The following is a 23,136-nucleotide window of genomic DNA, read 5'->3' on the forward strand; positions in this document are numbered from 1 at the left end:
TTGCTAGTTGTTAGTTAATGGTTAACTGTTAACCGTTAACAGTTAACCAATTCCCTTAATTTGTGAAACTAAGGAATGAGCTAAACTTACAGCTTGCCAGAGCAGGTTGGGTTCGGCTTCGAGCGTAGCTGCAAGAGGTATTTGAGCTGTGAGGGCTGGCGGTGCGTTCTTGCCAGGAATAGCCTTGGCTCTTTCTATTTGCCTTGTTTCTAACTGTTCCAAGATTGGTGACAGCAAGACGCGGGCATAACTACCGTAAGCTACACCTGCAATGTAGGTTTTGGAATTGGGGATTTGGGGTTTGGGATTGTGAATTTGGTTTACAGATTCTGGAGCTGATTCTGTATTTCCCGATTCCAAATCGAAAGTCGGCAATCTCACATTCACGAGTCCAGCAGCTTTTAATTTGCTAACGGTGCGATCGTTCGTTCCGCCTGCAAGTTGTACGTATCCTGGTAATTTAGCTGCTAATACTTTCTCGCCGAGTTTAATGGCGGCTCTAGTCGCTCCTGCCCCAATGTCTCCGCTCATTGGCCGACCATCAGTTTGCCAAATTAGGGGACAAGGAAGGGGGGAAACTATGTTATAGAGTGTCCGTAGGTAGTCGATTAAACCTTCTCCGTCGGGGCAGCTAATGGCGATCAGTTGGAGTTGGGAGATATGGGGGGATATGCTAGACCAGAGCCGCGCAAAGTCTTTTTCTCTCCCTATTTGAGTGTGAATTTCTATTGCGTCTGCACCGGCTTGCAACACTAAAGGCGCGATCGCAGCGGGTGCGGATACGTAAGAACGAGTGAAAATTAGCTGGCTGGGGCAAATCGGGAGACATCGACCGCAACCATAGCATCGCTGGTCAAGAACGCCTGAGAACTCCGCGCCACTATCTTCAAAGACAATGGCAACGGCCGGACAAACTTTTTCACAGGGCCGCCAGCAATCCGTGGGACAATGAGCTGGGTTGAATTCGGCTTTGCGAAAATGCGGGTCTTCGCCATCGTTTAAGCTCACCATTAGCAGGGGTAAACCTTGAAACCCAAAATTTCGGGTGCGGGCCTCGGTTCCTAGATAGGAGGACACTTGTAGGGCCGATCGCGCCGCTGCGATCGCGGCGGGGTCTGCGGCCACGTCGATACAGTCAGCGCCCGCTAGGGTGTAAGCCAAGGTTAGATTCCGAACCGCAGGCAAATGTTGGTAACTGGCTCCGCAAATCAATTTGAACCAGTGGCCGTCTTGCAGTGAATTTAGAGGATGGTAGCGATCTATCACCCTTATATGCTAATGCTTTGTGCAAAAATTTGGGAGAACTCTAGCAACTAAAGTTGTTAATTAGGACTTACACACCCAACCACAGAAACCGGGTTTTTTGAGGAAAATACTTCGCCCGTACCCACATACGATCTCAAAAACCCGGTTTCTAGGGCCATGAGCGTAAGTCCTGTTTTAGGATTGCCGTAGCGATCGATGTCCCACCGCTGTTGGGCGCAGTTAAGGATACCCCACTTGACGGGGGCGTTACAGTTCCTGGCAAACTAAGCGTAAGTGGTCTGCAACTTCTTGGTTGATACCTAATTTACGGTTTCTACGATCTTAGTTTGTACTTGCAGCCAGACGATAAAAGTAGTTCCTTTTTTGATATCATTCTTTCTAATTCCCACAGGCAACCACTCTGGTTTGATAGGGGAAAATGCTTGTATTTTACCTTGCATTTGGTGGACTAAATCTTGGGCGATCGCTAAACCCAATCCCGTACCTGGAATCTCTGTCTGTGCCTTTTCTCCCCGGTAGTGCCGCTCAAACAAATGCTCTAAATCTTGTGGTGGAATCCCCGAACCACTATCACTAATTCCAATGCCAACTAAGGGCGAATTAGCTATAGATAATTTGGGGTTTTGATTATTTCTGTCTTCTACTTTGACTTTAATATAAATCTGTCTTCCAGCCTGAGTATATTTCAAGGCATTATCAAGTAAATTACTCAAAACTTCCCGCAAGGCTTTGGCGTTAGCTTGCACTAGGGGTAAATTATTGGGAATCTCTGCTTGTAGTTTTAAGTGGCGTTCATCTGCGATCGCACGAGCTGACTCTAACAGGGGATTTAAAACTTCGGCAACGGAACAAGGCTCCGAAAAATTAGCCGCAGGTAATAGCTCAACAGCGGGAAACTCTGAAATTTCAACCAGGCGAGAGTTTTGAATCTTTTCGCTTTTGCTTGTTGGCTCCAATTGGCTCGGTAGTATCAAATTTTTCTCGCCGATGTCAACAGTGCGATCGATCTGTTGTAGCAACTCCGAAAGGCGATCGCTCTCGCGAACAATGCTGACGGCTACTTCTCGATTTTTGTCTTCTACCAATAACCGTTTCATCAACAGCTTACCAAATGTTCGCAAGGCTGTCAGCGGACTTTTAAACTGGTGTAGCAAGTTGTGCATCGTATCGTACTGCTGAAGTTGTAGCTGCTGCTGTTGGCCCGCTTGCTGCTGCATCCACTGCGATCGTTGATCTAAAACGCAGGCGATCGCTAAACTATGAGCAATTCGCTGCATCTGAGCTTCTTCCCGTTCATTCCAAGATCTGTCTTTCCGACCGCTGACAAGCAAGCCCATCATTACCCCTTCGTGTAGCAAAGGTAGCACAATTTGAGGCTGCTGCCAATCATTTTCCTGACGTTCCTCTCGCTCAGAGTTACAGTCAACACCTTCAAGGTAATCTGGGGCGATCGCAGGTATCGCTGGTAGTTTCTTTACGGGAATTTCTGGAGAGAGCAACCGGGGAGTCGGGTTAACCGCCTCCATTTCTTGTTGCGACCACAGCGTCCAACCCTGATTTTCTTCCCACTCCACAGATGTTTCAGGGTAAGCCACGATGGGAATTAGCTTCGCCGCACCCCCAGAAGCCAATTCTTCTGTCAAGTAGACTACACTAAAGGTAGCCCCCAAACTGGCGATTAACCCTACCTGCGATCGGCAAAGGGTGACAAATTCAGAACTGGCAGGCATTAACATGAGGGCAGCATTAAGAGATATAACAAAAATTATAAGTATGTAACAGCTCACAGGCCATAAGTAACAAGTTAGAGATTTTCTCGCCTGATTTTCTCAGCCATCGCTGACCTAAAATCAGGAGTAGAGGTAGCCTCTAAAAACTGAAAGGCTTGGATTGTCTGGGGTAGGGTCGGAAAAATCTGTACAATTCCCTTTTTTGTGCTTTGTAACAATATTAAAATTGTATCGATATATTAAAAAAAGTTGAAGTTTGGAGCCAGAAAGGATATAATTCCCTCGGATTTGGTAGCTATAACTACACCCGTCTGTTCACAGAGGAGGTAAAGAAATTGGCCAGGAGACGCAAGCGCAAAAGCCGCCGCAGACAAGAAGGACGCCGTATTCTTGAGTGTGTGCCTCAATATAGCATCGAAAGCGGCGAAGATAAACCAGTAACGGCAGCCCGTAAATTCATCCATGCTGAGGGGATCGTCCCTCCAGCCTTGCTGTTGGTCAAGAGAAACGAGCATACCACAGATAGATACTTCTGGGCTGAAAAGGGTCTTTTCGGAGCGCAATACGTCGAAGAGAACCATTTCCTATTCCCCAGTTTAAAAATGATGATGGAAGCGGCTCTAGAAAAAACTGCTGTGGGGGTAACGGGTCGCGCTTAGCTGAACTCAAAGGATTAGCTGCAACCTTAAACCTTTGTCTGGGGGGTAGGGGATTTGTTATTGATTTATTGAGTGCCCACTGAGTTTCAAGCGAACATTCCTCTTAGGGAATAGTATCAGGAGCGTTTCGCGAGTTTAACAGTTGGCACTCACAATATCATAAATCCTCTTGCCACTGAGAGGAGATGGTAACTTTTAGATTAATTAACCATCGGCTTGCATAGTCCTGAGCAGTCTATACCCGCAAAGCAAATATTCCAACATCAAGCTGTTTAATCCGCCGCCTTCAAGCCTAGAGCTTTTTGCATAGCGGCTAATTCGTCGCGGTGAGCTCTGACTGTAATTAAACTCTGAGTTTGGTTTCCTTCCAGAGTTAATCCTTCGAGTTTAAGCGAGACTTGTTCAGAGCGTCCAGCTTTTTTCCAGTAAAATATTCCCGCTAGGGGCGATACCAGCACCAACAGCAGGAAAATGCCCCCTTTAGCAGGAACTAACATCGATAAAACCAAGCCCAGGCAAAGCATCCCTACGGCACTCAACATCGTTAAAAAAATAGCCAGAAACAAACTAGGGCGAACCAAGCCTTCAAAAGTAACTTGATGGCTAGGAGCATCTACGGTGGCGACCCGGTACGATCTTTGGGAAAAATATGCTTTCAACTCATTTGCCAGAACATCTTCAGCTTGCTCAGACACGAGTTTAACTTGTTCTGTTCGGTCTTTGACTGAAGCCTTGATGAAGAAAAACAAACCTACAGCCAACAGCAGCGTCAGCAAAAATGTTGAGGAAAGAACGGCAGTATTCATCTCGGAGGAGCGCTTTTAATGGAAATTGTCTCCTCCTACTTTACATAAATTTAGCGGTTTAGCTTGCGCGATCGCCAAGGAGCAGATCGCGCAAGTAGGTCAAATAATGGCCTATAGGGTTGTGCATCAAACGTAAGAGGGCACTAACCCATTTGGCCAGATTCTAAGTTCCGGTGTCGGTGTTGAGACAGACCATTCCCCTGACCTGTATACTCGTGCCAAAGCCGAGCGAGGTCTTGAGATTGATGCCGCCATTCCGGGAATATTTGATACATCCGCCGGGGGCGTCCGCGCCCTTCTACTTTTTTCCAGTAACCTGCAATTACCCCTTCATCTTCAAGGAATTTAAGAGCGCTGTAGAGAACTGTGTCAGAAAGTCGGTAGATTGGGAATTCCCTTTCTAGTTGCCCGATCAGCTCAGTTCCGTAAGAATCTCCGTGCAATAAGACGGAGAGAATATAGCACACTGCTAGTTCCTTGTTGAGATACACAGGGGGAGGGTCTTGAAAAAATTGATAGATATTCTCAAATTTCATTTGACTAGCCCTGTAACTATCCCCTCCAATCTATCGCGCCCAACAGAAGGAATTACTAACATCTTAGGTTTAACGGCTCAACCAATATGGGAAAGAACCTAATTTCCTCGCTCAAAGTCAGAAAATCTATATCTAAGGATGTAAGGGTTTCACGGAATCTGCGATGTGGACAGAAATTGTAGAGGGTATTGGCACTCGACCTAGTTTCAAGGTAGGGGGGAGCGGTAGCTGAGCATTAGCGAACGCAGCACTAAGTAGAAGGAAGAAGGAAGAAGGAAGAAAAATTTAGTTATCTAGGAGAGAAGGATTTAGTTATCTAGGAGAGAAGGAAGAATGTTTATACAGTCAGCTTTTTAGCCATCCCGATCTTATGTTTAATTAGGTGGATTTACTTAACGGTGTGGGAATATTTAGTCCTTGTTTCCTACTCTGGTGGAGATTACAAATGCGATCGCCAAGCCTCAGTAGTATGTCGGATGGATATCTAAGCCTATTAAGTTAGATTTAATTCTTGGAGAGCAGGTAAAAAGTTTTTATTTTCATGACTAGGACGCGAAAGTTTTATCAGAGCAAACCGTTGTAGTGGAGTTAGCAAAGCCCATTTCTCAACAGTTAGTTGAACACCTATTTCTTGGGCTTTTTCCTGAACTGTGTCGGGTATATTTACAGCATCCATCCAAGCTGGATTGGGCTCTACTACTAAATCGGTTGCAGGGCTATTCGTATATTTAATAATCAGCTTTTGTAGTCCTTCTCGGTAAACTTGAATTTCCTCTGGTTCGCTGCAACTTTTTTCTACTAACTCTTGACGTTCCTGTGGACTAAATTGATTCCAGTGAGACAATTTTAATTTAATTCCGCAAGTATCAAGCTTGTAGCGTACTATCATGGGAATGCAGCGCAGGTTTGTTACAAATTCATCTTCAAATCGAAAGTAATAAGCCATAGTTAATTGTTGTTTTTGATTTATTATAATTATAGCGATCGCTTATGATTTTTTTTAGTAAAGTAAACTATTTTGACAGCCCTTGTTTGAAAAATTCCCAATTCCACCTATTATCGATCTCGATGGGTTGTTTGCCGAATTATCAAGTAACTAATGGAAAGGGCAAAAATTGCGATTGCTAAACCAATCAGATCTAAGGCTGTTTTCTTTTCCAAATCTAGAATAATAATTTTTCGCGCTACCGCTATCAAAGAAGTAACAATAACCAATTCTACATGAACAACGTGCTTTTTGAGATAAGCTGTGATATTCTCTAATATTTCTAGAGCTATTAACACATTTAAAAATAATCCAAATACTACAAACAATTTATCTTTTAAGATATTATCGCTTTGAGTTAGCAGCTCCCGACTCAGATAAATTACCAAGTCAAAAACAGAACCAATAATCACGACCATCATCACTAAAGATAGCAATTTAGAAACTATTGCCTCTAGAGTTTCCATGATGTGGAGAAAGTTTTCATCTTTGGTATAGTAGATAACTGCCTGGAATAATTTCTTCAAATTCATATTTAATCACTGCCAAGATCATTAACGATCGTTTTCACGATCGTTGATCGTTAGCTTAAAGTTTAGTACTATATAATTAAAGTTTATTTTACCATACAATTACCATACAATGAAATCCTTGTCAAGGTAGAGCAAGGATAAGTATTTATATATAATTTATATATTTATATTATTATAATCATAATTTATATATTTATATTATTATAATCAATTTATATATTATAAATAATAATCAATAACAAAGCCCCTTTCTGAGTATGAGAAAGAGGCATTGTAGAATAGAAATCCCTGGCATCGAGCTATTTTCCCAGGCAGTGACCCACCAAGTATCTTCGCCACAGCAGCGTTTAACATCCGAGTTCGGGATGGAATCGGTGTGGTTCCACCGCGTCATAAACACCAGGAAAAGCTGTAAGGGTATAAGAGCCCTGAAGACTGCAAAGAAACAAGTCATGATCAAATCAAAAGTCAGAGGTCAAGCCCTCGGTCTGTTAGTGCGCCTCAGCTTCATCCCTCACAGGACTTCCACTTAACGCCTATCAACGGGTGTTCTGCCCGTGACCTTACTGGATAACTCCATGAGAAGACTCATCTTGAGGTGGGCTTCCCACTTAGATGCTTTCAGCGGTTATCCACTCCGCACTTGGCTACCCTGCGTTTACCGTTGGCACGATAACAGGTACACCAGCGGTGCGTCCCTCCCGGTCCTCTCGTACTAGGGAGGAATCCTCTCAATCTTCTTGCGCCTGCACCGGATATGGACCGAACTGTCTCACGACGTTCTGAACCCAGCTCACGTACCGCTTTAATCGGCGAACAGCCGAACCCTTGGGACGTACTTCCGCCCCAGGTTGCGATGAGCCGACATCGAGGTGCCAAACCTCCCCGTCGATGTGGACTCTTGGGGGAGATCAGCCTGTTATCCCTAGAGTAACTTTTATCCGTTGAGCGACGGCCCTTCCATACGGAACCGTCGGATCACTAAGACCGTGTTTCCACCCTGCTCGACTTGTAGGTCTTACAGTCAAGCTCCCTTATGCCTTTGCACTCTATGGCTGATTTCCAACCAGCCTGAGGGAACCATTGTGCGCCTCCGTTACCTTTTAGGAGGCGACCGCCCCAGTCAAACTACCCCCCTGAAACTGTCTCTTTCCCAGATAATGGGAAAAGGTTAGAATTCTAGCCTCGCTAAAGTGGTATCTCACCGTTGGCTCCATCCTGCCCACAAGCAGAACTTCAAAGCCTCCCACCTATCCTGCGTAAGCGAAGCCCGAACACAATTCCAGGCTATAGTAAAGCTTCATAGGGTCTTTCTGTCCAGGTGCAGGTAGTCCGTATCTTCACAGACAATTCTATTTCGCCGAGTCTCTCTCCGAGACAGCTCCCAGATCGTTACGCCTTTCGTGCGGGTCGGAACTTACCCGACAAGGAATTTCGCTACCTTAGGACCGTTATAGTTACGGCCGCCGTTCACTGGGGCTTCAGTCGCCAGCTTCAGGATTACTCCCTGACCGACTTCCTTAACCTTCCAGCACTGGGCAGGCGTCAGCCCCCATACGTCGTCTTGCGACTTAGCGGAGACCTGTGTTTTTGGTAAACAGTCGCCTGGGACTCTTCACTGCGACCACCTTGCGGTGGCACCCCTTCTTCCGAAGTTACGGGGCAATTTTGCCGAGTTCCTTAGAGAGAGTTATCTCGCGCCCCTTGGTTTACTCAACCTCCCTACCTGTGTCGGTTTCGGGTACAGGCAATAACTGTTTATGGTGTTTAGAGCTTTTCTAGGAAGCATGACATCTACCACTTCCCTCCCGTAGGAGGTCGTACTCGTACCTCAGCTCAAGACGTTTTCACCGTCTCTCAACACCTCGAATACTTAAACCGGTAACCAACATCCGGCTGGCGATTGCCTTCTCCGTCCCTCTGCACCAACAATTATCGGTACGGGAATGTTAACCCGTTATCCATCGACTACGCCGTTTGGCCTCGCCTTAGGACCTGACTCACCCAGAGCGGACGAGCCTGGCTCTGGAACCCTTAGGGTTTCGGGGTGTAGGATTCTCACCTACATTTGCGCTACTCAAGCCGACATTCTCACTTCCGCACAGTCCACACCTGCTTGTCGCTAGTGCTTCACACCGTTGCGGAACGCTCCCCTACCAATATTATTCATATTCCACAGCTTCGGTAGACTGCTTAGCCCCGTTCATTTTCGGCGCAAGAGCGCTTGACCAGTGAGCTATTACGCACTCTTTCAAGGGTGGCTGCTTCTAGGCAAACCTCCTGGTTGTCAGTGCACTCTCACCTCCTTTATCACTTAGCAGTCATTTGGGGACCTTAGCTGGTGGTCTGGGCTGTTTCCCTCTCGACGATGGAGCTTATCCCCCACCGTCTGACTGGCCGAGTACGGGTTTGGTATTCAGAGTTTGTCTCGATTTGGTACCGCTCTCGCAGCCCGCACCGAAACAGTGCTTTACCCCCAAACTTAATCTCGACCGCTGTGCCTCAACACATTTCGGGGAGAACCAGCTAGCTCCGGGTTCGATTGGCATTTCACCCCTAACCACACCTCATCCGCTGATTTTTCAACATCAGTCGGTTCGGACCTCCACTTGGTGTTACCCAAGCTTCATCCTGGACATGGTTAGATCACCCGGGTTCGGGTCTATAAACAGTGACGAAACGCTTTCTTCAAACTCGCTTTCGCTTTGGCTGCGACGATAAATGTCTTAACCTGCCACTGCCTATAACTCGCCGGCTCATGCTTCAACAGGCACACGGTCACTCGTTAAATCGAGCTCCCATTGCTTGTAAGCTGACGGTTTCAGGTTCTATTTCACTCCCCTTTCGGGGTTCTTTTCACCTTTCCCTCGCGGTACTGGTTCACTATCGGTCACACAGTAGTATTTAGCCTTACGAGATGGTCCTCGCAGATTCACACGGGATTTCACGGGCCCCGTGCTACTCGGGATGCAGCTAAGCTGGTCTAATTTTCGACTACGGGACTTTCACCCTCTCTGGTGTAGTTTTCAGCTACTTCGTCTAACCTTTCCAGTCTTTTGTCGCTGTCCCACGACCCCAGATGTAAAAACACCTGGTTTAGGCTGATTCCCGTTCGCTCACCACTACTAGGGAAATCGCAATTGCTTTCTTTTCCTCGGGCTACTAAGATGTTTCAGTTCGCCCGGTTGGCTGCGCGTCATCTATGTATTCAACGACGCGCCTTAAGGGTTGCCCCATTCGGAGATCTCCGGATCGATGCTTGCTTCCAGCTCCCCGGAGTTTTTCGTAGGTCGCCACGTCCTTCATCGCCTCTGTGTGCCTAGGTATCCACCGTCAGCCCTTTGTAGCTTGACCACTTTTTTTGTTTGATTGTCGGCTTGATTTGACTTTCACCTAGAATAAATTCCTGGCTATGTCAGTCAAACTTTTTGATGACTTATTTCTATGCAGTTTTCAAGGTTCTGGCTGGACTTGGAAGACCAGCATTCCGATTAGCTTGAAGCTGAATCTAGGTGCTGAGCTTTTATAGTCACTCTTTCTAGTCTATCACATATTGCTAAAAGCGCAACAGTTTTTTGACTTTATTTTTGGTTGTCGGTGTTATTGATTTTGTGGTTTTCGGCTGGTTGGGTAAGAGTGGAGGTAAGCGGACTCGAACCGCTGACATCTGCCTTGCAAAGGCAGCGCTCTACCAACTGAGCTATACCCCCACTGGTGAAATTAAAAATTAAACATTAAAAATTAAAAATCATAAACAATCTTTAATTTCCTCGTTTCAATTTCTAATTAAGGTGGGCCATTCTGGATTTGAACCAGAGACCTCACCCTTATCAGGGGTGCGCTCTAACCAACTGAGCTAATAGCCCATCAACCGAACTAGGTAATAGTTTGAAAGCACGTTTGACAACAATTTCCTCGAACGACCAGGGATATCTGAATATTAACCGTGAAAGTGGATTAGGTTAATTTCAGTTGGTCTCCCTAAAAGGAGGTGATCCAGCCACACCTTCCGGTACGGCTACCTTGTTACGACTTCACCCCAGTCATCAGCCCTGCCTTCGGCATCCTCCTCTCTTGCGAGTTAGAGTAACGACTTCGGGCATGGCCAACTTCCATGGTGTGACGGGCGGTGTGTACAAGGCCCGGGAACGGATTCACCGCCGTATGCTGACCGGCGATTACTAGCGATTCCGCCTTCACGCAGGCGAGTTGCAGCCTGCGATCTGAACTGAGGCAGGGTTTACGGGATTAGCTCACTCTCGCGAGTTGGCTGCCCTCTGTCCCTACCATTGTAGTACGTGTGTAGCCCAGGACGTAAGGGGCATGCTGACTTGACGTCATCCCCACCTTCCTCCGGTTTGTCACCGGCAGTCTCTTTAGAGTGCCCAACTTAATGCTGGCAACTAAAAACGAGGGTTGCGCTCGTTGCGGGACTTAACCCAACATCTCACGACACGAGCTGACGACAGCCATGCACCACCTGTGTTCGCGCTCCCGAAGGCACTCCGAGCTTTCACTCAGATTCGCGACATGTCAAGTCCTGGTAAGGTTCTTCGCGTTGCATCGAATTAAACCACATACTCCACCGCTTGTGCGGGCCCCCGTCAATTCCTTTGAGTTTCACACTTGCGTGCGTACTCCCCAGGCGGGATACTTAACGCGTTAGCTACGGCACTGTCCGGGTCGATACAGACAACACCTAGTATCCATCGTTTACGGCTAGGACTACTGGGGTATCTAATCCCATTCGCTCCCCTAGCTTTCGTCCTGTGAGTGTCAGTTATGGTCCAGCAGAGCGCCTTCGCCACCGATGTTCTTCCCAATCTCTACGCATTTCACCGCTACACTGGGAATTCCCTCTGCCCCTACCACACTCTAGCTATTCAGTTTCCACTGCCTTTACAGAGTTAAGCCCTGCGCTTTAACAGCAGACTTGAATTGCCACCTGCGGACGCTTTACGCCCAATCATTCCGGATAACGCTTGCATCCTCCGTCTTACCGCGGCTGCTGGCACGGAGTTAGCCGATGCTGATTCCTCTGGTACCGTCATTTTGTTCTTCCCAGAGAAAAGAGGTTTACAACCCAAGAGCCTTCCTCCCTCACGCGGTCTTGCTCCGTCAGGCTTTCGCCCATTGCGGAAAATTCCCCACTGCTGCCTCCCGTAGGAGTCTGGGCCGTGTCTCAGTCCCAGTGTGGCTGATCGTCCTCTCAGACCAGCTACTGATCGATGCCTTGGTAGGCTTTTACCCCACCAACTAGCTAATCAGACGCGAGCTCATCAACAGGCGATAAATCTTTTCCCTTGCGGTACATCCGGGATTAGCAGCGGTTTCCCACTGTTGTCCCAGTCCTGTTGGCAGATTCTCACGCGTTACTCACCCGTCCGCCACTAATGTATTGCTACACCCGTTCGACTTGCATGTGTTAAGCAGACCGCCAGCGTTCATCCTGAGCCAGGATCAAACTCTCCGTGATGAAACGAAGTTAGTTCTTTAGGCTCTCTCTTACTCATTAAGTAAGAGATTCTCGTTTTTTTGTTTTTGGGTGTTGAGTTTTCACTCTCGACCCGTTATAATTTTGACGAGGTTTAAATAGTGCTTCGTGCTTTCAAACTATTGATTTTTCTAGGTTCGGGGCGCTTCGGGTCAGTTGCCTTTCCTTCTGGCGCTTTATTAATCTAACCCGACTGCCAAGGAATGTCAAGCGTTTTGGCAAAGTTTTTTTGACTTTTTTTGGAGTCAATCCCAGTAAGACTTCTACCCGCTGAGCTGGCTGGGAATTATCGCAACCATTCTCTACATTTTCTCTCTTTTCCCTTTTTATCCCTCTCCTCCTTTATTTAGGGCTTAGTCCCATATTGGTTCGTAGGCTGTTTTAGGCAGGACTTACCCAAAACTATTCAGTAACGCCGCCAACAGAGGCGGTATTACGTAATCTTGCGTAAGTCCTGTTAGGGTTAACGCCAGACAGCGACAACTAGCTTTAGGCGATCCAGAGTTCAAGTCTATCTATATATAAATTGAGTCTTTCTCCAGTAACTCAAAGCCGATACTGAGTTTGATGACTCCAGATTGCCAGTTTGTTTGCAGTAAATCTGCTGAGCTTGCTGTAGCCGATCGCAACTCAACCTCCATCCCATCCATCCAAAGCGCGATCTCTGGCGAACTTTCTCGCAACTTACGGATAATCCGCTTTGCCAAGCTACCGATCTCAACTGGGTATTTGCATAAATCGCTCTCCTGGGATGTCGCGATCGCTTTTGACACCAGCAGTTTTGTATTGGAATTCCGCAATTGACCTGTTACCACATCTATATTGCACCGGCTATGACCAGCATTAACTTGTAGAATTGCCACCAGGCAAAGCGTTCCAGTTTGCCAATCGCCTCCAGGTTGGAGTACCTGAGCCTGCACACCGCCTAGAATCTTCATAACTTCGTAAGAACTGCGGATGATGTCCCACAACAGTTTAAGAGCCAAGTCAGCCATCAACATCTGAGGCGATCGCGCATTGACCTCTGATAACTCCATACTTTGTTGAAAACGCTTGGCCACTTCACAGGCTGAAGTTACTACGCTGAGAACCAGGTTTTCATTTTTTAAATCAGAGGTTTTATCGGCTAGATTATTAGTCTCATTTTCATCCTCTAATTCTTCTAAATCATCATCTAAGTTTGGATCTGGAAAATCGAAAATTAATACTTCGAGTTCGTTTGATTGTCCATCCTGAATATTAGTCAGATCGACATTTAGCAACTCGTCTATAAAATTAGCTAACTGTTCCTGCACTGTTGTCAGATAATAAAGCTCAATATTTTCTGGATTAGTTATCTTAAATTGAAGTCCTGAAACAGGTCGATACTGGGAATAATTATCTGAATCTAAATCAGTTTCAAAACCAGCAGCAAATTCTAAAATATTGATGCGAGAATTGTTGGGAATTTCATTGGGTTTGCCAGTCGGAGTAATTATATTTGTTTCAGTGTCAGGAATAAATTCCAAATCCAAACATAACTGAATTTTACCAGACTGCCAATCTTTTCCAGGTTCAAGAAAATCAATGTTGCTTGCCTCGGTAAAAGTTATAATTTCTGGGTTTACTTCAACAATTCTTTTTAAGAATTGTTGAAGTAATTTTTCGCTTTCGATAGGAGATTGAGCGTAATAGCAATCATTCCATTGAATCAGGCTCTCAGAATTGAGGCGCGATCGCGGTGGTTGATTTGTCGCCAAATCAATACTCCAAGGTGCGGCAATATTATCTAATGTCAAAATTGCCGTCAATCTTAACATTCCCTTAATCCAGCCTTTTTCTAGTTGGAAAACTCTAGCTTCTACACCCGTAAGCAGTCGAATCAAATCGTCAGAAGTTCGGGCAATATACCACAGCAATCTGGGAATCAACTCTTTAATTAAAACGTAGCTTGGAGCCTTAGTATTTAACTGAGTCTTACTCCTTACTTCTAAATTTTCGCTCAAAATTTGAGACTCAATAGCATCAAGGACTTCGCAGGCTTCCTCAGTAACGTAAGTAGCTATATTGTCTGGAGTTCGCAGTAAATCAGATGACCATCCACTGGCAGGAGAAAGCAAGTGTGCTACTATCTTTACAAGGCTTTCCCAAGCTGCAAATAAAATGGGTGAAGCCTCAGAATGCAGATAGAAATTAGGCACAATTGAAAGGTCTTGTCCGCCGAAATTAAGTTCACTATCTGCCTTAAATTCTAAATCTGTCAGTTTTACGATTGTTTGGCTGATAGTTTCAAAGTCAAATTCAGCAAAGGATAAAGCTGTACTTGTTTCGGCAGACTCTGAATTTTTTTCAATTGGTACAGCAGCGATCGGTGGTTGAGGTTCGATCATGGATCTGTCTCGAAGTTTACATCTAAAAAATGGATGCACCCACTATCAGCAACAATGGCTAAACCAGTCTTTCCCCAAGGTGCGATCGCCTTCGGTACTACAGGAATACTAAAATTACCTAATTGACTCCCTTCGCGATCGCAAACTATAAGCTGTCCCTGAGTATCTGCTACCACATATCCCCAACTGGTAACACAAGCACAAGTTGGTAAATTTTCCAAAGGAATTCGTGTCACTTTTAGAGGTAACAACTTAATTAGCAAAATAGCTGATTTGGAACCTAGAGGCATTCCTAGTAAAGTATAAGGCTCGGCAGTAGGCAATAACTGGCTTCCTAGCGTGACAACTTGCCCAACACTGGTTAATAAACGCACAGAACCAATCGTTGTCCCGCGACGACTATAAACTTTAAAAGTAGTTTGAGGCTGTTTTTGTTCAGTGTCAGGCCAAATTGCTAGTAAATGTCGGCGATCCAAAAACATTAGTTCTGGCAAGTTGGGCTCTGTTAGCGCAATAGTTCGCTTTAGGGTTAAAGCTGCCAAGCCGCTTTCTATGGCTAGGGAATAAAAACGCAACTCGCCGGGAATAGCTACTGCTAAATAGTGACTGTGAAAATCAACAGCAGCTTTATAAACTGTAGGTATTGGTTCTGAGCCGAGATCTAGGATGCACTCAGGGTGCTCGGCGCGATCGCCTAGCCAGTAGAGTCGTTCTTGAGTAAGAATACAGCCGCCGCCGAGGGCCGGCAGAATGCCAAGCACAGGTTCGGGAAAAGATACAGAGGTTTGAATTTTGGCTGCAACTTGGCTGTGAGTTGGCTGAGGCAAAACTATTACCTGGGAACCCGTAGCAGCGTAGAGATAGTCTTCATTGGCAACTAAGATGCTTACAGGAAGAGAAATTGGTAATTGGGAAGCAGTAATTGACAACTCAAAGTTAATGATTTTGCGCCTCTCGTCATCTTCCTCATTGTCGATATCCCCTTCCCAAGGAATGGAGCGATCGCCCAATTGTCTGACAGCGCGATCGTACATTGCCAGCCGCAAAGCTTGAGCCATTTGAGAAGCACTAGCAAAGCGGCGAGCTGGCAATTTCTCCAAAGCTTTTTTCAGTACTTCCTGCAACGGCTCTGGTATGACATCGGGCAATTGCAAGCGCTGATTTAAATGCGCCCACATCAAATCCCCCGGCGTGCCGCTAAAAGGGCGATAGCCCATCAGCAATTCAAATAATAAAATCCCCACTGCATAAATGTCAGACATGGGCGAATAAAGGCCGTAAAACCTTTCTGGAGCCATGTAAGCGGGAGAGCCAACCGTAGCGTCTGGCGAAATCTCTTGATGCAGGCGAGTAGTGCCAATCTCCGGTAAACGGCGGGCAATGCCGAAATCAGATAGCCTGGGCAACCAGCCTTTTGGCCCCAAACTCAGCAGAATATTTTCTGGCTTGATGTCGCAGTGAACCACGCCTCGGCGGTGAGCGTAGTCTAAACCCGCCAAAACGCCTATTACTAGCTGTAGGCCTTCAAGCAATCTTAGCGTTCTATCCTGCTTCAGGAGGCTGCGGAGGGTTCCCCCTTCGCAATAGTCCATAACTAGGTACCGCCCTGTCGCCGTATGTTCCAAAGCGATACAAGCAACGATATTAGGATGCTGTAACGTAATCAGGAACCAAAGTTCTCGCAAGAATTCACTTGTGGGGGCTTGTTGGTGACTCAGTTCCTTAAGAGCCACCAGTTGACCAACTGGGCGCGAATTTTTTCCTCCAGATTGGCGAATGCTGGCACAAAAAACTCGACCAAACTGGCCTTGTCCTACTAGCCCTAAAATCCGGTACTTAGAATTTTGCATGGCTCCAATTTCAGGAAAGCCTTTAAGATAGTATGGAAATATGCTATGTGAAGAATTCTGACAAAACTTAGGATTGTTGAATTAACCACACCGTACAACTTATGTTATATCAGCTTGAGTATGAAACTGCCTTTCACCCTGGGAGCGCGATCGCTACCAAAATCATAGAATTTCGTAGTCAGTATCGACATTGCCATATCACCGTGCCGGATTTGGAACACCCTGTAGCGGCACTTTTCGTCGAAGGCGAGTTTTACAGCTTTTTTAAGGCTGTGAAAGATACACAAAAAGCGATCGATATCGCGACCAAGATGCACAAGAGTGGCGACAAGACCGTAATTACAAAAACTCCAAAAGGCTATGTCATCTGGGTGAGAGAGCCTGAAGGTTATTCTGCTCTGCTATCTTAACTTTTTTTTGGGAACAGCTAAGATTATTATTCAGGGGAAATCGAAATTAACTTTATCAAGGAATTAGCCTGACAGGATCGAGAATTAAAAATGGTCAAAATTATTAAGCTAGAGCCAATTGCTGAGGAAATGGCAGTCCTGACTAACTCAAATATTCTGTCTGCCTTGCTGTCGAAAGAACTTAATGTTCTGAAGGAATGTGGTGGTAGGGGTATGTGTGCTACTTGCCACGTTTATATTAAAGAGGGCATGGATGCTTTATCAGGGATGAGCCGCCGGGAGCAGAGGACGTTAGAGGTTATTACTACAGCTAAAACTACTTCTCGCCTTGCTTGTCAGGCTCAGATTTTAGGTGATGGAGTGGTGGTGGAATTACCGACAGGTATGTACATCAACGCTATTGACAACGTGGAAGCTTTGATAGGTCGCCGCGCTGAACAAAACTTGCTGCACCCAATTACTGGTAAAGTTGTTGTGGAAGAAGGAAAGTTGATTACTCGTTCTATTATTAATCAGCTTAATGAAACACGCTTGCAGGTAGGAGATTATCTTGCTCGTACAAGAGGAGCCTAGATTTTAATTTTGTAGGGTTGAGTTTAGTGGATAAGTTTGGGACAAAATATGTCCCGGCTTGTCGTCTTTACTGAGAAATTGGCACAAAATTTACTGCTAAAAAGTATTCCTCTGCCATTGGACTTACTTATAATTGTGTGTAACACTACCGTCTTGGCATTTGAGGGAAGAAGTGCATAATTCCTATTTGGGTTCAATAATTTCTCATCAACAATTCTAATTTTATGTTAAGTCAATTAGCTAATTTGAGTGTGGAAGCGGACGGGCGCTATGCTGCTCAATCAGAACTTCAGTTTTTGAAAGATTACTTCCAATCGTTGAATCTACGCTTGAGTGCTTATCAGAAAATTCAAGCTGCGGAAAAAGAAATTATTCGCGATGTAGAAACAAAAATTTTGTCTGCGAGTCCTGATTTATTGCGCCGGGGTTCTCAAGATCTCACTTCAAAATGGAGGTTAGACACGGTGCGCGTACTACGGCATTCGGCGGCAGCATTGCTGATTGACGATCGCAACCGTCTGCGCGATCGTCTTTTACTTTGGTTTCAAACTATTTTGGGTTCTTTTCAAGCTAAAAAGACTTCTGAACTGACTTTTCAAATCATGCAAGATGCGATTAAACAATATCTTACAGCCGAAGAAGCAAGTTTGTTTATTCCTATTCTGGAAATGAACCGCTCTATATTCAGCAAGTAAGATTTGTTATTTGTTAACTGTTAACTGTTATTTGTTAACTGTTTGCAATTAGCAATTAGCAATTAGCAATTAGCAATTAGCTTTCTAAGGAATTGGCTATTGGAATAGAGCATTGAGTCCGCGTAAAATTTGATTCTTCTGACTCTGAAGGGAAGGCGAGAACTTCTAAACGACCTTTCATTAAAGCTAAAAGAGTCTGATTCATCAATAAGCGTAGTCCTGATGATAATTGAGGATGCTCTGCCGTCTGAGCATTTGTGTCTAAATCACGCTTGAGCAAATCCCATGACTCGCTCCAGGCACTAATGGGGCGCTGATCGTCTACCCAAATATGAACTAGGCCTGATTCTGGGGACGCATGGGCAGAAACGTTAATGCTGCCCTCTTCCATCTGAATGATGGCCGTGTCTACGAGGTTGACTAGGACTTGTCTTAAGCGTCGCAAGTCTGCTAGGACGTAAATTTCAGCGTCGGGAGGGGATATCTCTAGACGGATGCCGCGATGAGTTGCTTGCAGGTAAGTTAAGTCATCAACTTCATCGAAAATTTTGGCTAACTGAAGCGGCTGAATATCCATTTTTTCGGTGCCATGCTCAGTCTTAGCAACAGCGATGATTTCATCCATCAGCCCGACCATTTTCAGGGCTGAGGTGTGGGCTTGCTGCACAAATTCTCGCTCTTCTTCGGGATCGTCGCACAAATCCGACAGAATTAACTGAAGGGTGCCGATCATACTATTCAGTGGCGATCGCAACTCGTGGGAAGTCCGCGCCAAAAAGCCTGCCTTAAATTGGCTCATCTCGACGGCCATCTGGTAGGCAAGTTGTGTTTGCTTCAGTTGGTTCGAGAGAGTTTGTAACTGTTCGGGGTTTGTTTGTTGAGGTTCTAAGTCTGGCAGTGCTTCTACCTGGGTGGATGGCTGTTTCTGACGAAATAGCCGATTACTACCCAAACCTAGTCCGAATCCTACTGCTAAATATACCAAGTCGCTCCAGCCCATCAGCGTTATCTCACTTTGCCTTCACAGCCCTTAGCCTTTTAACCTTTGACGTAAAATCAAGGGTTTCAGTTGTTTACATAGTTAACCCTATTCCAGAAAATCAATTTTAAAAATAATTTTAAAATCGAGATAGCGGTAAATTTGTATAGCTAGTCTTACAGTTAGCATAAAAATCGGGTTTTTGAAAGAAGATTCTTGCCTTTAGCGACTACTCTCAAACCAAAAACCCGTTTTATTTTCTCAATTGTACGTAAGTCCTGAAATTTATTAAATTCCAGCACCATCAAAAAACTCTTGAATCGCTTTATCTTTCAACCGACAACTAGAAGCCGCAACCGCTAGTTGAGCTTTCTCAAGACAAGCCACCGCACTTGCATGAGTTAAAGCCTGTCGCGCAAACTCAGATTCCAATGCAGGCTCTTTACAAGCAGACAGTTCGCTGCTTAGACTTTGCACCTGCTGTTCCAGGCTTTCAAGGCGATCGACCAAAGAACGAATCACCGCTGCTTCAGAGTCAGGGAGGCTTCCGTGTTCCAGAGGAGCAACCCGGACACCTGAACGATAGAGAATGCGACCAGGAACGCCTACCACAGTGCAGTCAGAAGGGACATCGCGCAGCACCACTGAACCCGCACCAATGCGGACGCTGTTGCCAATGTGGATATTGCCTAGAACCTTAGCACCGGCACCGACAACCACATTTTCGCCCAGGGTAGGGTGACGCTTGCCACTTTCCTTGCCAGTTCCCCCCAGGGTAACGCCTTGGTAGATCAGAGCATAGTCTCCCACGATCGCAGTTTCACCAATCACAACCCCCATCCCGTGATCGATAAATACACCGCAACCGATCGTCGCCCCTGGGTGGATTTCAATCCCTGTCAAAAACCTAGCTAGATGAGAAATAAAGCGGGGAATGAAGGGAAATCCTAAAATAAACAGCCAGTGGGCAAAACGGTGAAATACTAACGCCTGAAGACCGGGGTAGCAAAATAAAACTTCCAGCCAGTTACGAGCGGCTGGGTCGCGCTCGAAGATAATGCTGAAGTCGGCTCGAAGGGTCTTTAGCACGAGGAGTTACCAAATTTGGTTAAACACGCCACTTTAAATTTTACCAAAAAAACGATCTCACGTCCTGTGACTTCAAACTTAATGGATGTGAAGGAATGTTGATTTTAAGCGACTTCAAGATTACTTTTGCTTCAACTCCGATCGGACTTACGCAAAAAACTCGGTTTCTGACCAAGATCGTCGGTTTTTTCGAGAAATATTGACGCAGAAACCGGGTTTTTGACCGAGCGTGCATAAATCCTGTCTGAGGAGAGCAGCATTTTCTACTCCTGTACTGAAAGGGTGTATTTGTATTTAGATCCAGATTCAATCGTACCCACCCAGATGCGGTAAGTACCAGCTTTCCAGCCAGAATCGGCAATGCTAGCATCTTTACTCTGGCCTGTATCATCTCCGCAGTGAATAGTGCTGTTTGGCCCAGAAATGAGTAAAGTGGTGTCTTTTCCTCCAGTGTCGATCGCAATCCTCAGTCGCGAAAAATCCTGCTGCAAAATCAAGATATGATCGGGAGTCGGGGCAGCAAATCCCAAACATTTGTTCTTGTGGAGATCGGAATTGGCAATGGCAGATAAAGAGTAAGAGCCACCTGTAGAACCTCTCAAAACTGCTGTTGGGGGTTGAAAACCGCGCGATAGGGTCAAAGTACCAAAATTGGCTGTCTCTTCTGCAAAGACAGGTACAACCATTACAGCCGCGATCGCCGCACTCAAAATTCCACCAGTTTTTAACCAGACTCCAAAATTAAACAGCATGGCAAGATCCCTCCATTAAAATTTATAATTTAGGTGAAGACTGCTAGCTGTGATTAAGTCAGAGTGACACTCGTTGTTCTGCCACACCCTTTTCTGGCAGAGCGAGAAAGGTTATGGTGGAGGCAAAAAGAAAAAGCAATCTTGAATATGGATTGAGCGCCCTGTTGATGATTTCAGTGATTTTCAATAGCCAACACCACAAACATCAGTTAAATCAGTGTCATCCTCAAAATCCTTGTTCAGCAATGGTTTTAACAATTAACAAAGTCTTGCGTCAGCTTGACGGTTGCTACTAAGAGAACAGCTAAAAAATTTGATGCCCCTAATTATTCTGGCGATCGCTTTACAATTGAGTTTCTTCTTGACTGAAGTTTTGGTATTGTTGCCTATAGGTTGGCTAAAATGGCAACCTTTCCCTAACTGGCTGAGCTTGACCCTAATTTTTCTGGCTATGAGCTGGTGCTTGGGAGATTAGCAATAATCTAGAATCTGCAATCTACCTATCGTCATAATGGAACGCGAATTTTCTTTTGGCTCTGGATTCCGCTTAGTTGACAAAACCGTGCAGGAGGACGGCGCAAAGCAACCGCCGCGCCGATTATACCGGGCGGTGATACTGATGCTACTTGCTACTTTTTTGATGAGTATGCACGTTGTCCGTTTGGTGCAACTGCAACTGCGTGAAGGTAAGCAACACCGGGAACGAGCAGACAATAATCGCATTCGCCTAGTGCCGGTGCCATCGAATCGCGGTCATATTCTAGATCGCAACGGTAAACCCTTAGCGGCTAATCGGCTCACTCGCTCAGTGTATTTGTGGCCAAAGGAACAGTCCCCCGAACAGTGGAAAGTGACGGCAAGTAAGCTGAGTCCTTTACTGAATATACCTGTCAGCGATATTCTCTACAAATTAGAACAAGCGGGTTATCAATCTTACAGGCCAGTGCGGCTGACTCAATCTGTTACACCTCCGGTGTTTGTATTGCTGGGCGAGCTCGAACGAGAATTTCCGGGAGTTGAAATGCGACCTGAGTCGAGTCGCTATTATCCTAATGGCGATATAGCTGCTCATGTGATTGGATATATCGGGGAAGCTACGGAAGAGGATCTCAAACATCACCCCGAATATCCAATGGGAATGGTTGTAGGTCAAATGGGAATTGAAGCGAGTGCCAACCCTAAAATTGCGGGAGTCTGGGGCGAACGCTTGATCGAGGTCAATGCTCTCAATCAGGTAAGCGAGAAGCAGGAAGGCCGAGCCTTGAGAGAGAAGCCGGCGAAGGGAGGTGCGAATGTGCAGCTAACTATAGACCTGGAGATGCAGAAAAGTGCGGAAAAGGCTCTGGGCAATCGCCGGGGTGGTGTGGTGGCGCTGAATGTGAAAACGGGGGGCGTGTTGGTATTGGCTAGCCATCCTGATTTTGACCCGAATATTTTTACGCGGAAAGTGACTAAAACGGAATGGGATCGCCTTCAAGGGGACGATAAGCCTTTTCTGAACCGGGCTTTACAAGGTTATCCACCGGGTAGCACTTTCAAGATTGTGACTTCTGCGGCTGCGATTGAGTCGGGTAAGTTTTCTGCGGATTCGATTGTTGGTACTTCGGCTTACATTACTGTGGGTGGTATTCAATTTAACGAGCACAGTGGTGGTTACGGGTATATCGGTTTTCGCGATGCTTTGGCCTACAGTAGCAATACTTTTTATTACCAAGTGGGGATGGCGGCAGGGCCGGAACAGATTTCTAAGTGGGGTCACTTGCTGGGAGTTGGGGAAGCGACTAATTTAAATATTTTGGGATTGGGGGGCGGCTCTAATGGCACGATTCCGACTCCCGAACAGAAAGAGAAGCTGTATGGGGAGCCCTGGTATGCGGGGGATACTGTGACGATGGCGATCGGTCAGGGTTTGGTATTGGTGACTCCTCTGGAGGCGGCGGTGATGGTGAGTGCGATCGCCAATGGTGGCTACCGAGTCAAGCCTCATCTATTGACCTCTGAAACTAATACTGCGCTGACTAAACCAGAACCAACTGGTATGAAACCGGAGACGGTGAATGTGATTCGTGATGGGTTAGTGGCTGTGGTGCAACAAGGGACGGGACAAGGGTTAAATGATGGTTCTATCCCTTTGACTGGGGGCAAAACGGGTACGTCGGAAGTGATGGGAGAGCCTTCTCACTCCTGGTATGTGGCTTTTGGGCCGGCGGAGAAACCAGAAATTGCGATCGCGGTTGTTGTGGAGAATGGTGGATTCGGGGCGGTTGCGGCTGCACCGATTGCTAAGGAAATATTTAAAACCTACTTCAACAACGAGAAGGCTAAAAAGGCAAAGTAGCTAATTGTTAACGGTTAACGGTTAACGGTTAACGGTTAACAGTTAACCGTTAAAGTTCTTTAAAATTTGTTA

Annotated in this window: 18 protein-coding genes, 2 tRNA genes and 3 rRNA genes; 7 read left to right on the forward strand and 16 right to left on the reverse strand. The window is 45.9% G+C overall.

Annotated features, from left to right (window positions below):
• Window positions 1-42: 42 nt before the first annotated feature.
• Window positions 43-1,266 carry a circadian clock protein LdpA gene (ldpA, locus tag OSCIL6407_RS0105260; RefSeq protein WP_007353089.1) on the reverse strand — a complete coding sequence of 408 codons (1,224 nt, stop codon included), beginning with the start codon at window positions 1,264-1,266 and terminating at the stop codon, window positions 43-45.
• Between the two features lie 299 nt (window positions 1,267-1,565).
• Window positions 1,566-2,996 carry a GAF domain-containing sensor histidine kinase gene (locus tag OSCIL6407_RS0105265; protein ID WP_456077481.1) on the reverse strand — a complete coding sequence of 477 codons (1,431 nt, stop codon included), beginning with the start codon at window positions 2,994-2,996 and terminating at the stop codon, window positions 1,566-1,568.
• A gap of 335 nt (window positions 2,997-3,331) precedes the next feature.
• Here OSCIL6407_RS0105265 and OSCIL6407_RS0105270 point away from each other — a divergent pair, with 335 nt between their 5' ends.
• Entirely contained in the window at window positions 3,332-3,655 is a 324-nt protein-coding gene (locus tag OSCIL6407_RS0105270; protein WP_007353086.1) for a DUF3155 domain-containing protein, read from the forward strand.
• A 272-nt stretch (window positions 3,656-3,927) separates the two neighbouring features.
• Here the strand turns inward: OSCIL6407_RS0105270 and OSCIL6407_RS0105275 are convergent, their stop codons facing one another.
• From OSCIL6407_RS0105275 to OSCIL6407_RS0105325, 11 genes are all read right to left on the reverse strand, one after another.
• Window positions 3,928-4,461, reverse strand: coding sequence for a cofactor assembly of complex C subunit B (locus OSCIL6407_RS0105275; RefSeq protein WP_007353085.1), 534 nt, complete (start codon window positions 4,459-4,461; stop codon window positions 3,928-3,930).
• 143 nt (window positions 4,462-4,604) lie between these two features.
• Complete coding sequence (locus OSCIL6407_RS0105280; protein WP_007353084.1) at window positions 4,605-4,997, reverse strand: PadR family transcriptional regulator; 393 nt, start codon at window positions 4,995-4,997, stop codon at window positions 4,605-4,607.
• Between the two features lie 493 nt (window positions 4,998-5,490).
• Window positions 5,491-5,943 (reverse strand): nitrate reductase associated protein, encoded by a 453-nt coding sequence (locus tag OSCIL6407_RS0105285; protein WP_007353083.1) that lies wholly within the window; start codon window positions 5,941-5,943, stop codon window positions 5,491-5,493.
• Between the two features lie 110 nt (window positions 5,944-6,053).
• The gene (locus OSCIL6407_RS0105290; RefSeq protein WP_007353082.1) at window positions 6,054-6,515 is read right to left on the reverse strand and encodes a phosphate-starvation-inducible PsiE family protein; all 462 of its coding nucleotides are present in this window, start codon (window positions 6,513-6,515) and stop codon (window positions 6,054-6,056) included.
• A gap of 286 nt (window positions 6,516-6,801) precedes the next feature.
• Window positions 6,802-6,919: ribosomal RNA gene (gene rrf, locus OSCIL6407_RS0105295) — 5S ribosomal RNA — on the reverse strand.
• 67 nt (window positions 6,920-6,986) lie between these two features.
• Window positions 6,987-9,869: ribosomal RNA gene (locus tag OSCIL6407_RS0105300) — 23S ribosomal RNA — on the reverse strand.
• A gap of 283 nt (window positions 9,870-10,152) precedes the next feature.
• Window positions 10,153-10,225: transfer RNA gene (locus OSCIL6407_RS0105305), tRNA-Ala, on the reverse strand.
• 82 nt (window positions 10,226-10,307) lie between these two features.
• Window positions 10,308-10,381 (reverse strand) — tRNA-Ile (locus tag OSCIL6407_RS0105310).
• 118 nt (window positions 10,382-10,499) lie between these two features.
• Window positions 10,500-11,991, reverse strand: a 16S ribosomal RNA gene (locus OSCIL6407_RS0105315).
• The 16S, 23S and 5S rRNA genes sit together here with 2 tRNA genes alongside, the layout of an rRNA operon.
• Before the next feature lie 533 nt (window positions 11,992-12,524).
• Window positions 12,525-14,378 (reverse strand): hypothetical protein, encoded by a 1,854-nt coding sequence (locus OSCIL6407_RS0105320; RefSeq protein ID WP_007354217.1) that lies wholly within the window; start codon window positions 14,376-14,378, stop codon window positions 12,525-12,527.
• Window positions 14,375-16,228, reverse strand: a complete 1,854-nt coding sequence (locus tag OSCIL6407_RS0105325) for a serine/threonine-protein kinase (RefSeq protein WP_007354218.1) — start codon at window positions 16,226-16,228, stop codon at window positions 14,375-14,377. Before OSCIL6407_RS0105325 ends, OSCIL6407_RS0105320 begins: the two co-directional genes overlap by 4 nt.
• A gap of 101 nt (window positions 16,229-16,329) precedes the next feature.
• Between OSCIL6407_RS0105325 and OSCIL6407_RS0105330 the strand changes: the two genes are divergently transcribed.
• From OSCIL6407_RS0105330 to OSCIL6407_RS0105340, 3 genes are all read left to right on the forward strand, one after another.
• Entirely contained in the window at window positions 16,330-16,638 is a 309-nt protein-coding gene (locus tag OSCIL6407_RS0105330; RefSeq protein WP_007354219.1) for a hypothetical protein, read from the forward strand.
• Window positions 16,639-16,728: 90 nt separating this feature from the next.
• Window positions 16,729-17,211: a 2Fe-2S iron-sulfur cluster-binding protein gene (locus OSCIL6407_RS0105335; protein ID WP_007354220.1), complete on the forward strand. Its 483-nt coding sequence runs from the start codon at window positions 16,729-16,731 to the stop codon at window positions 17,209-17,211.
• A 224-nt stretch (window positions 17,212-17,435) separates the two neighbouring features.
• Window positions 17,436-17,906 (forward strand): globin family protein, encoded by a 471-nt coding sequence (locus tag OSCIL6407_RS0105340; protein WP_007354221.1) that lies wholly within the window; start codon window positions 17,436-17,438, stop codon window positions 17,904-17,906.
• A 76-nt stretch (window positions 17,907-17,982) separates the two neighbouring features.
• Here the strand turns inward: OSCIL6407_RS0105340 and OSCIL6407_RS0105345 are convergent, their stop codons facing one another.
• The 3 genes from OSCIL6407_RS0105345 to OSCIL6407_RS0105355 all read right to left on the reverse strand — a co-directional run bounded on the left by OSCIL6407_RS0105345 (window position 17,983) and on the right by OSCIL6407_RS0105355 (window position 20,726).
• Window positions 17,983-18,906, reverse strand: coding sequence for a sensor histidine kinase (locus OSCIL6407_RS0105345; RefSeq protein ID WP_007354222.1), 924 nt, complete (start codon window positions 18,904-18,906; stop codon window positions 17,983-17,985).
• A 267-nt stretch (window positions 18,907-19,173) separates the two neighbouring features.
• On the reverse strand, window positions 19,174-19,974 hold the full coding sequence (cysE, locus tag OSCIL6407_RS0105350) for a serine O-acetyltransferase (protein WP_007354223.1): 801 nt from the start codon (window positions 19,972-19,974) through the stop codon (window positions 19,174-19,176).
• Between the two features lie 263 nt (window positions 19,975-20,237).
• Window positions 20,238-20,726, reverse strand: a complete 489-nt coding sequence (locus OSCIL6407_RS0105355; RefSeq protein ID WP_007354224.1) for a hypothetical protein — start codon at window positions 20,724-20,726, stop codon at window positions 20,238-20,240.
• A 113-nt stretch (window positions 20,727-20,839) separates the two neighbouring features.
• Between OSCIL6407_RS0105355 and OSCIL6407_RS0105360 the strand changes: the two genes are divergently transcribed.
• Genes OSCIL6407_RS0105360 through mrdA form a run of 3 tightly spaced genes read left to right on the forward strand, consistent with a single transcriptional unit; the run spans window position 20,840 to window position 23,064 of the window.
• The gene (locus OSCIL6407_RS0105360; RefSeq protein WP_019486998.1) at window positions 20,840-21,022 is read left to right on the forward strand and encodes a hypothetical protein; all 183 of its coding nucleotides are present in this window, start codon (window positions 20,840-20,842) and stop codon (window positions 21,020-21,022) included.
• Between the two features lie 20 nt (window positions 21,023-21,042).
• Window positions 21,043-21,201 (forward strand): hypothetical protein, encoded by a 159-nt coding sequence (locus tag OSCIL6407_RS35230; protein ID WP_019486999.1) that lies wholly within the window; start codon window positions 21,043-21,045, stop codon window positions 21,199-21,201.
• Window positions 21,202-21,237: 36 nt separating this feature from the next.
• On the forward strand, window positions 21,238-23,064 hold the full coding sequence (gene mrdA, locus OSCIL6407_RS0105370; protein ID WP_007354226.1) for a penicillin-binding protein 2: 1,827 nt from the start codon (window positions 21,238-21,240) through the stop codon (window positions 23,062-23,064).
• The last annotated feature ends 72 nt before the right edge of the window (window positions 23,065-23,136 follow it).

Source organism: Kamptonema formosum PCC 6407, from assembly GCF_000332155.1.
GTDB classification, from domain to species: Bacteria; Cyanobacteriota; Cyanobacteriia; order Cyanobacteriales; family Microcoleaceae; genus Kamptonema; species Kamptonema formosum.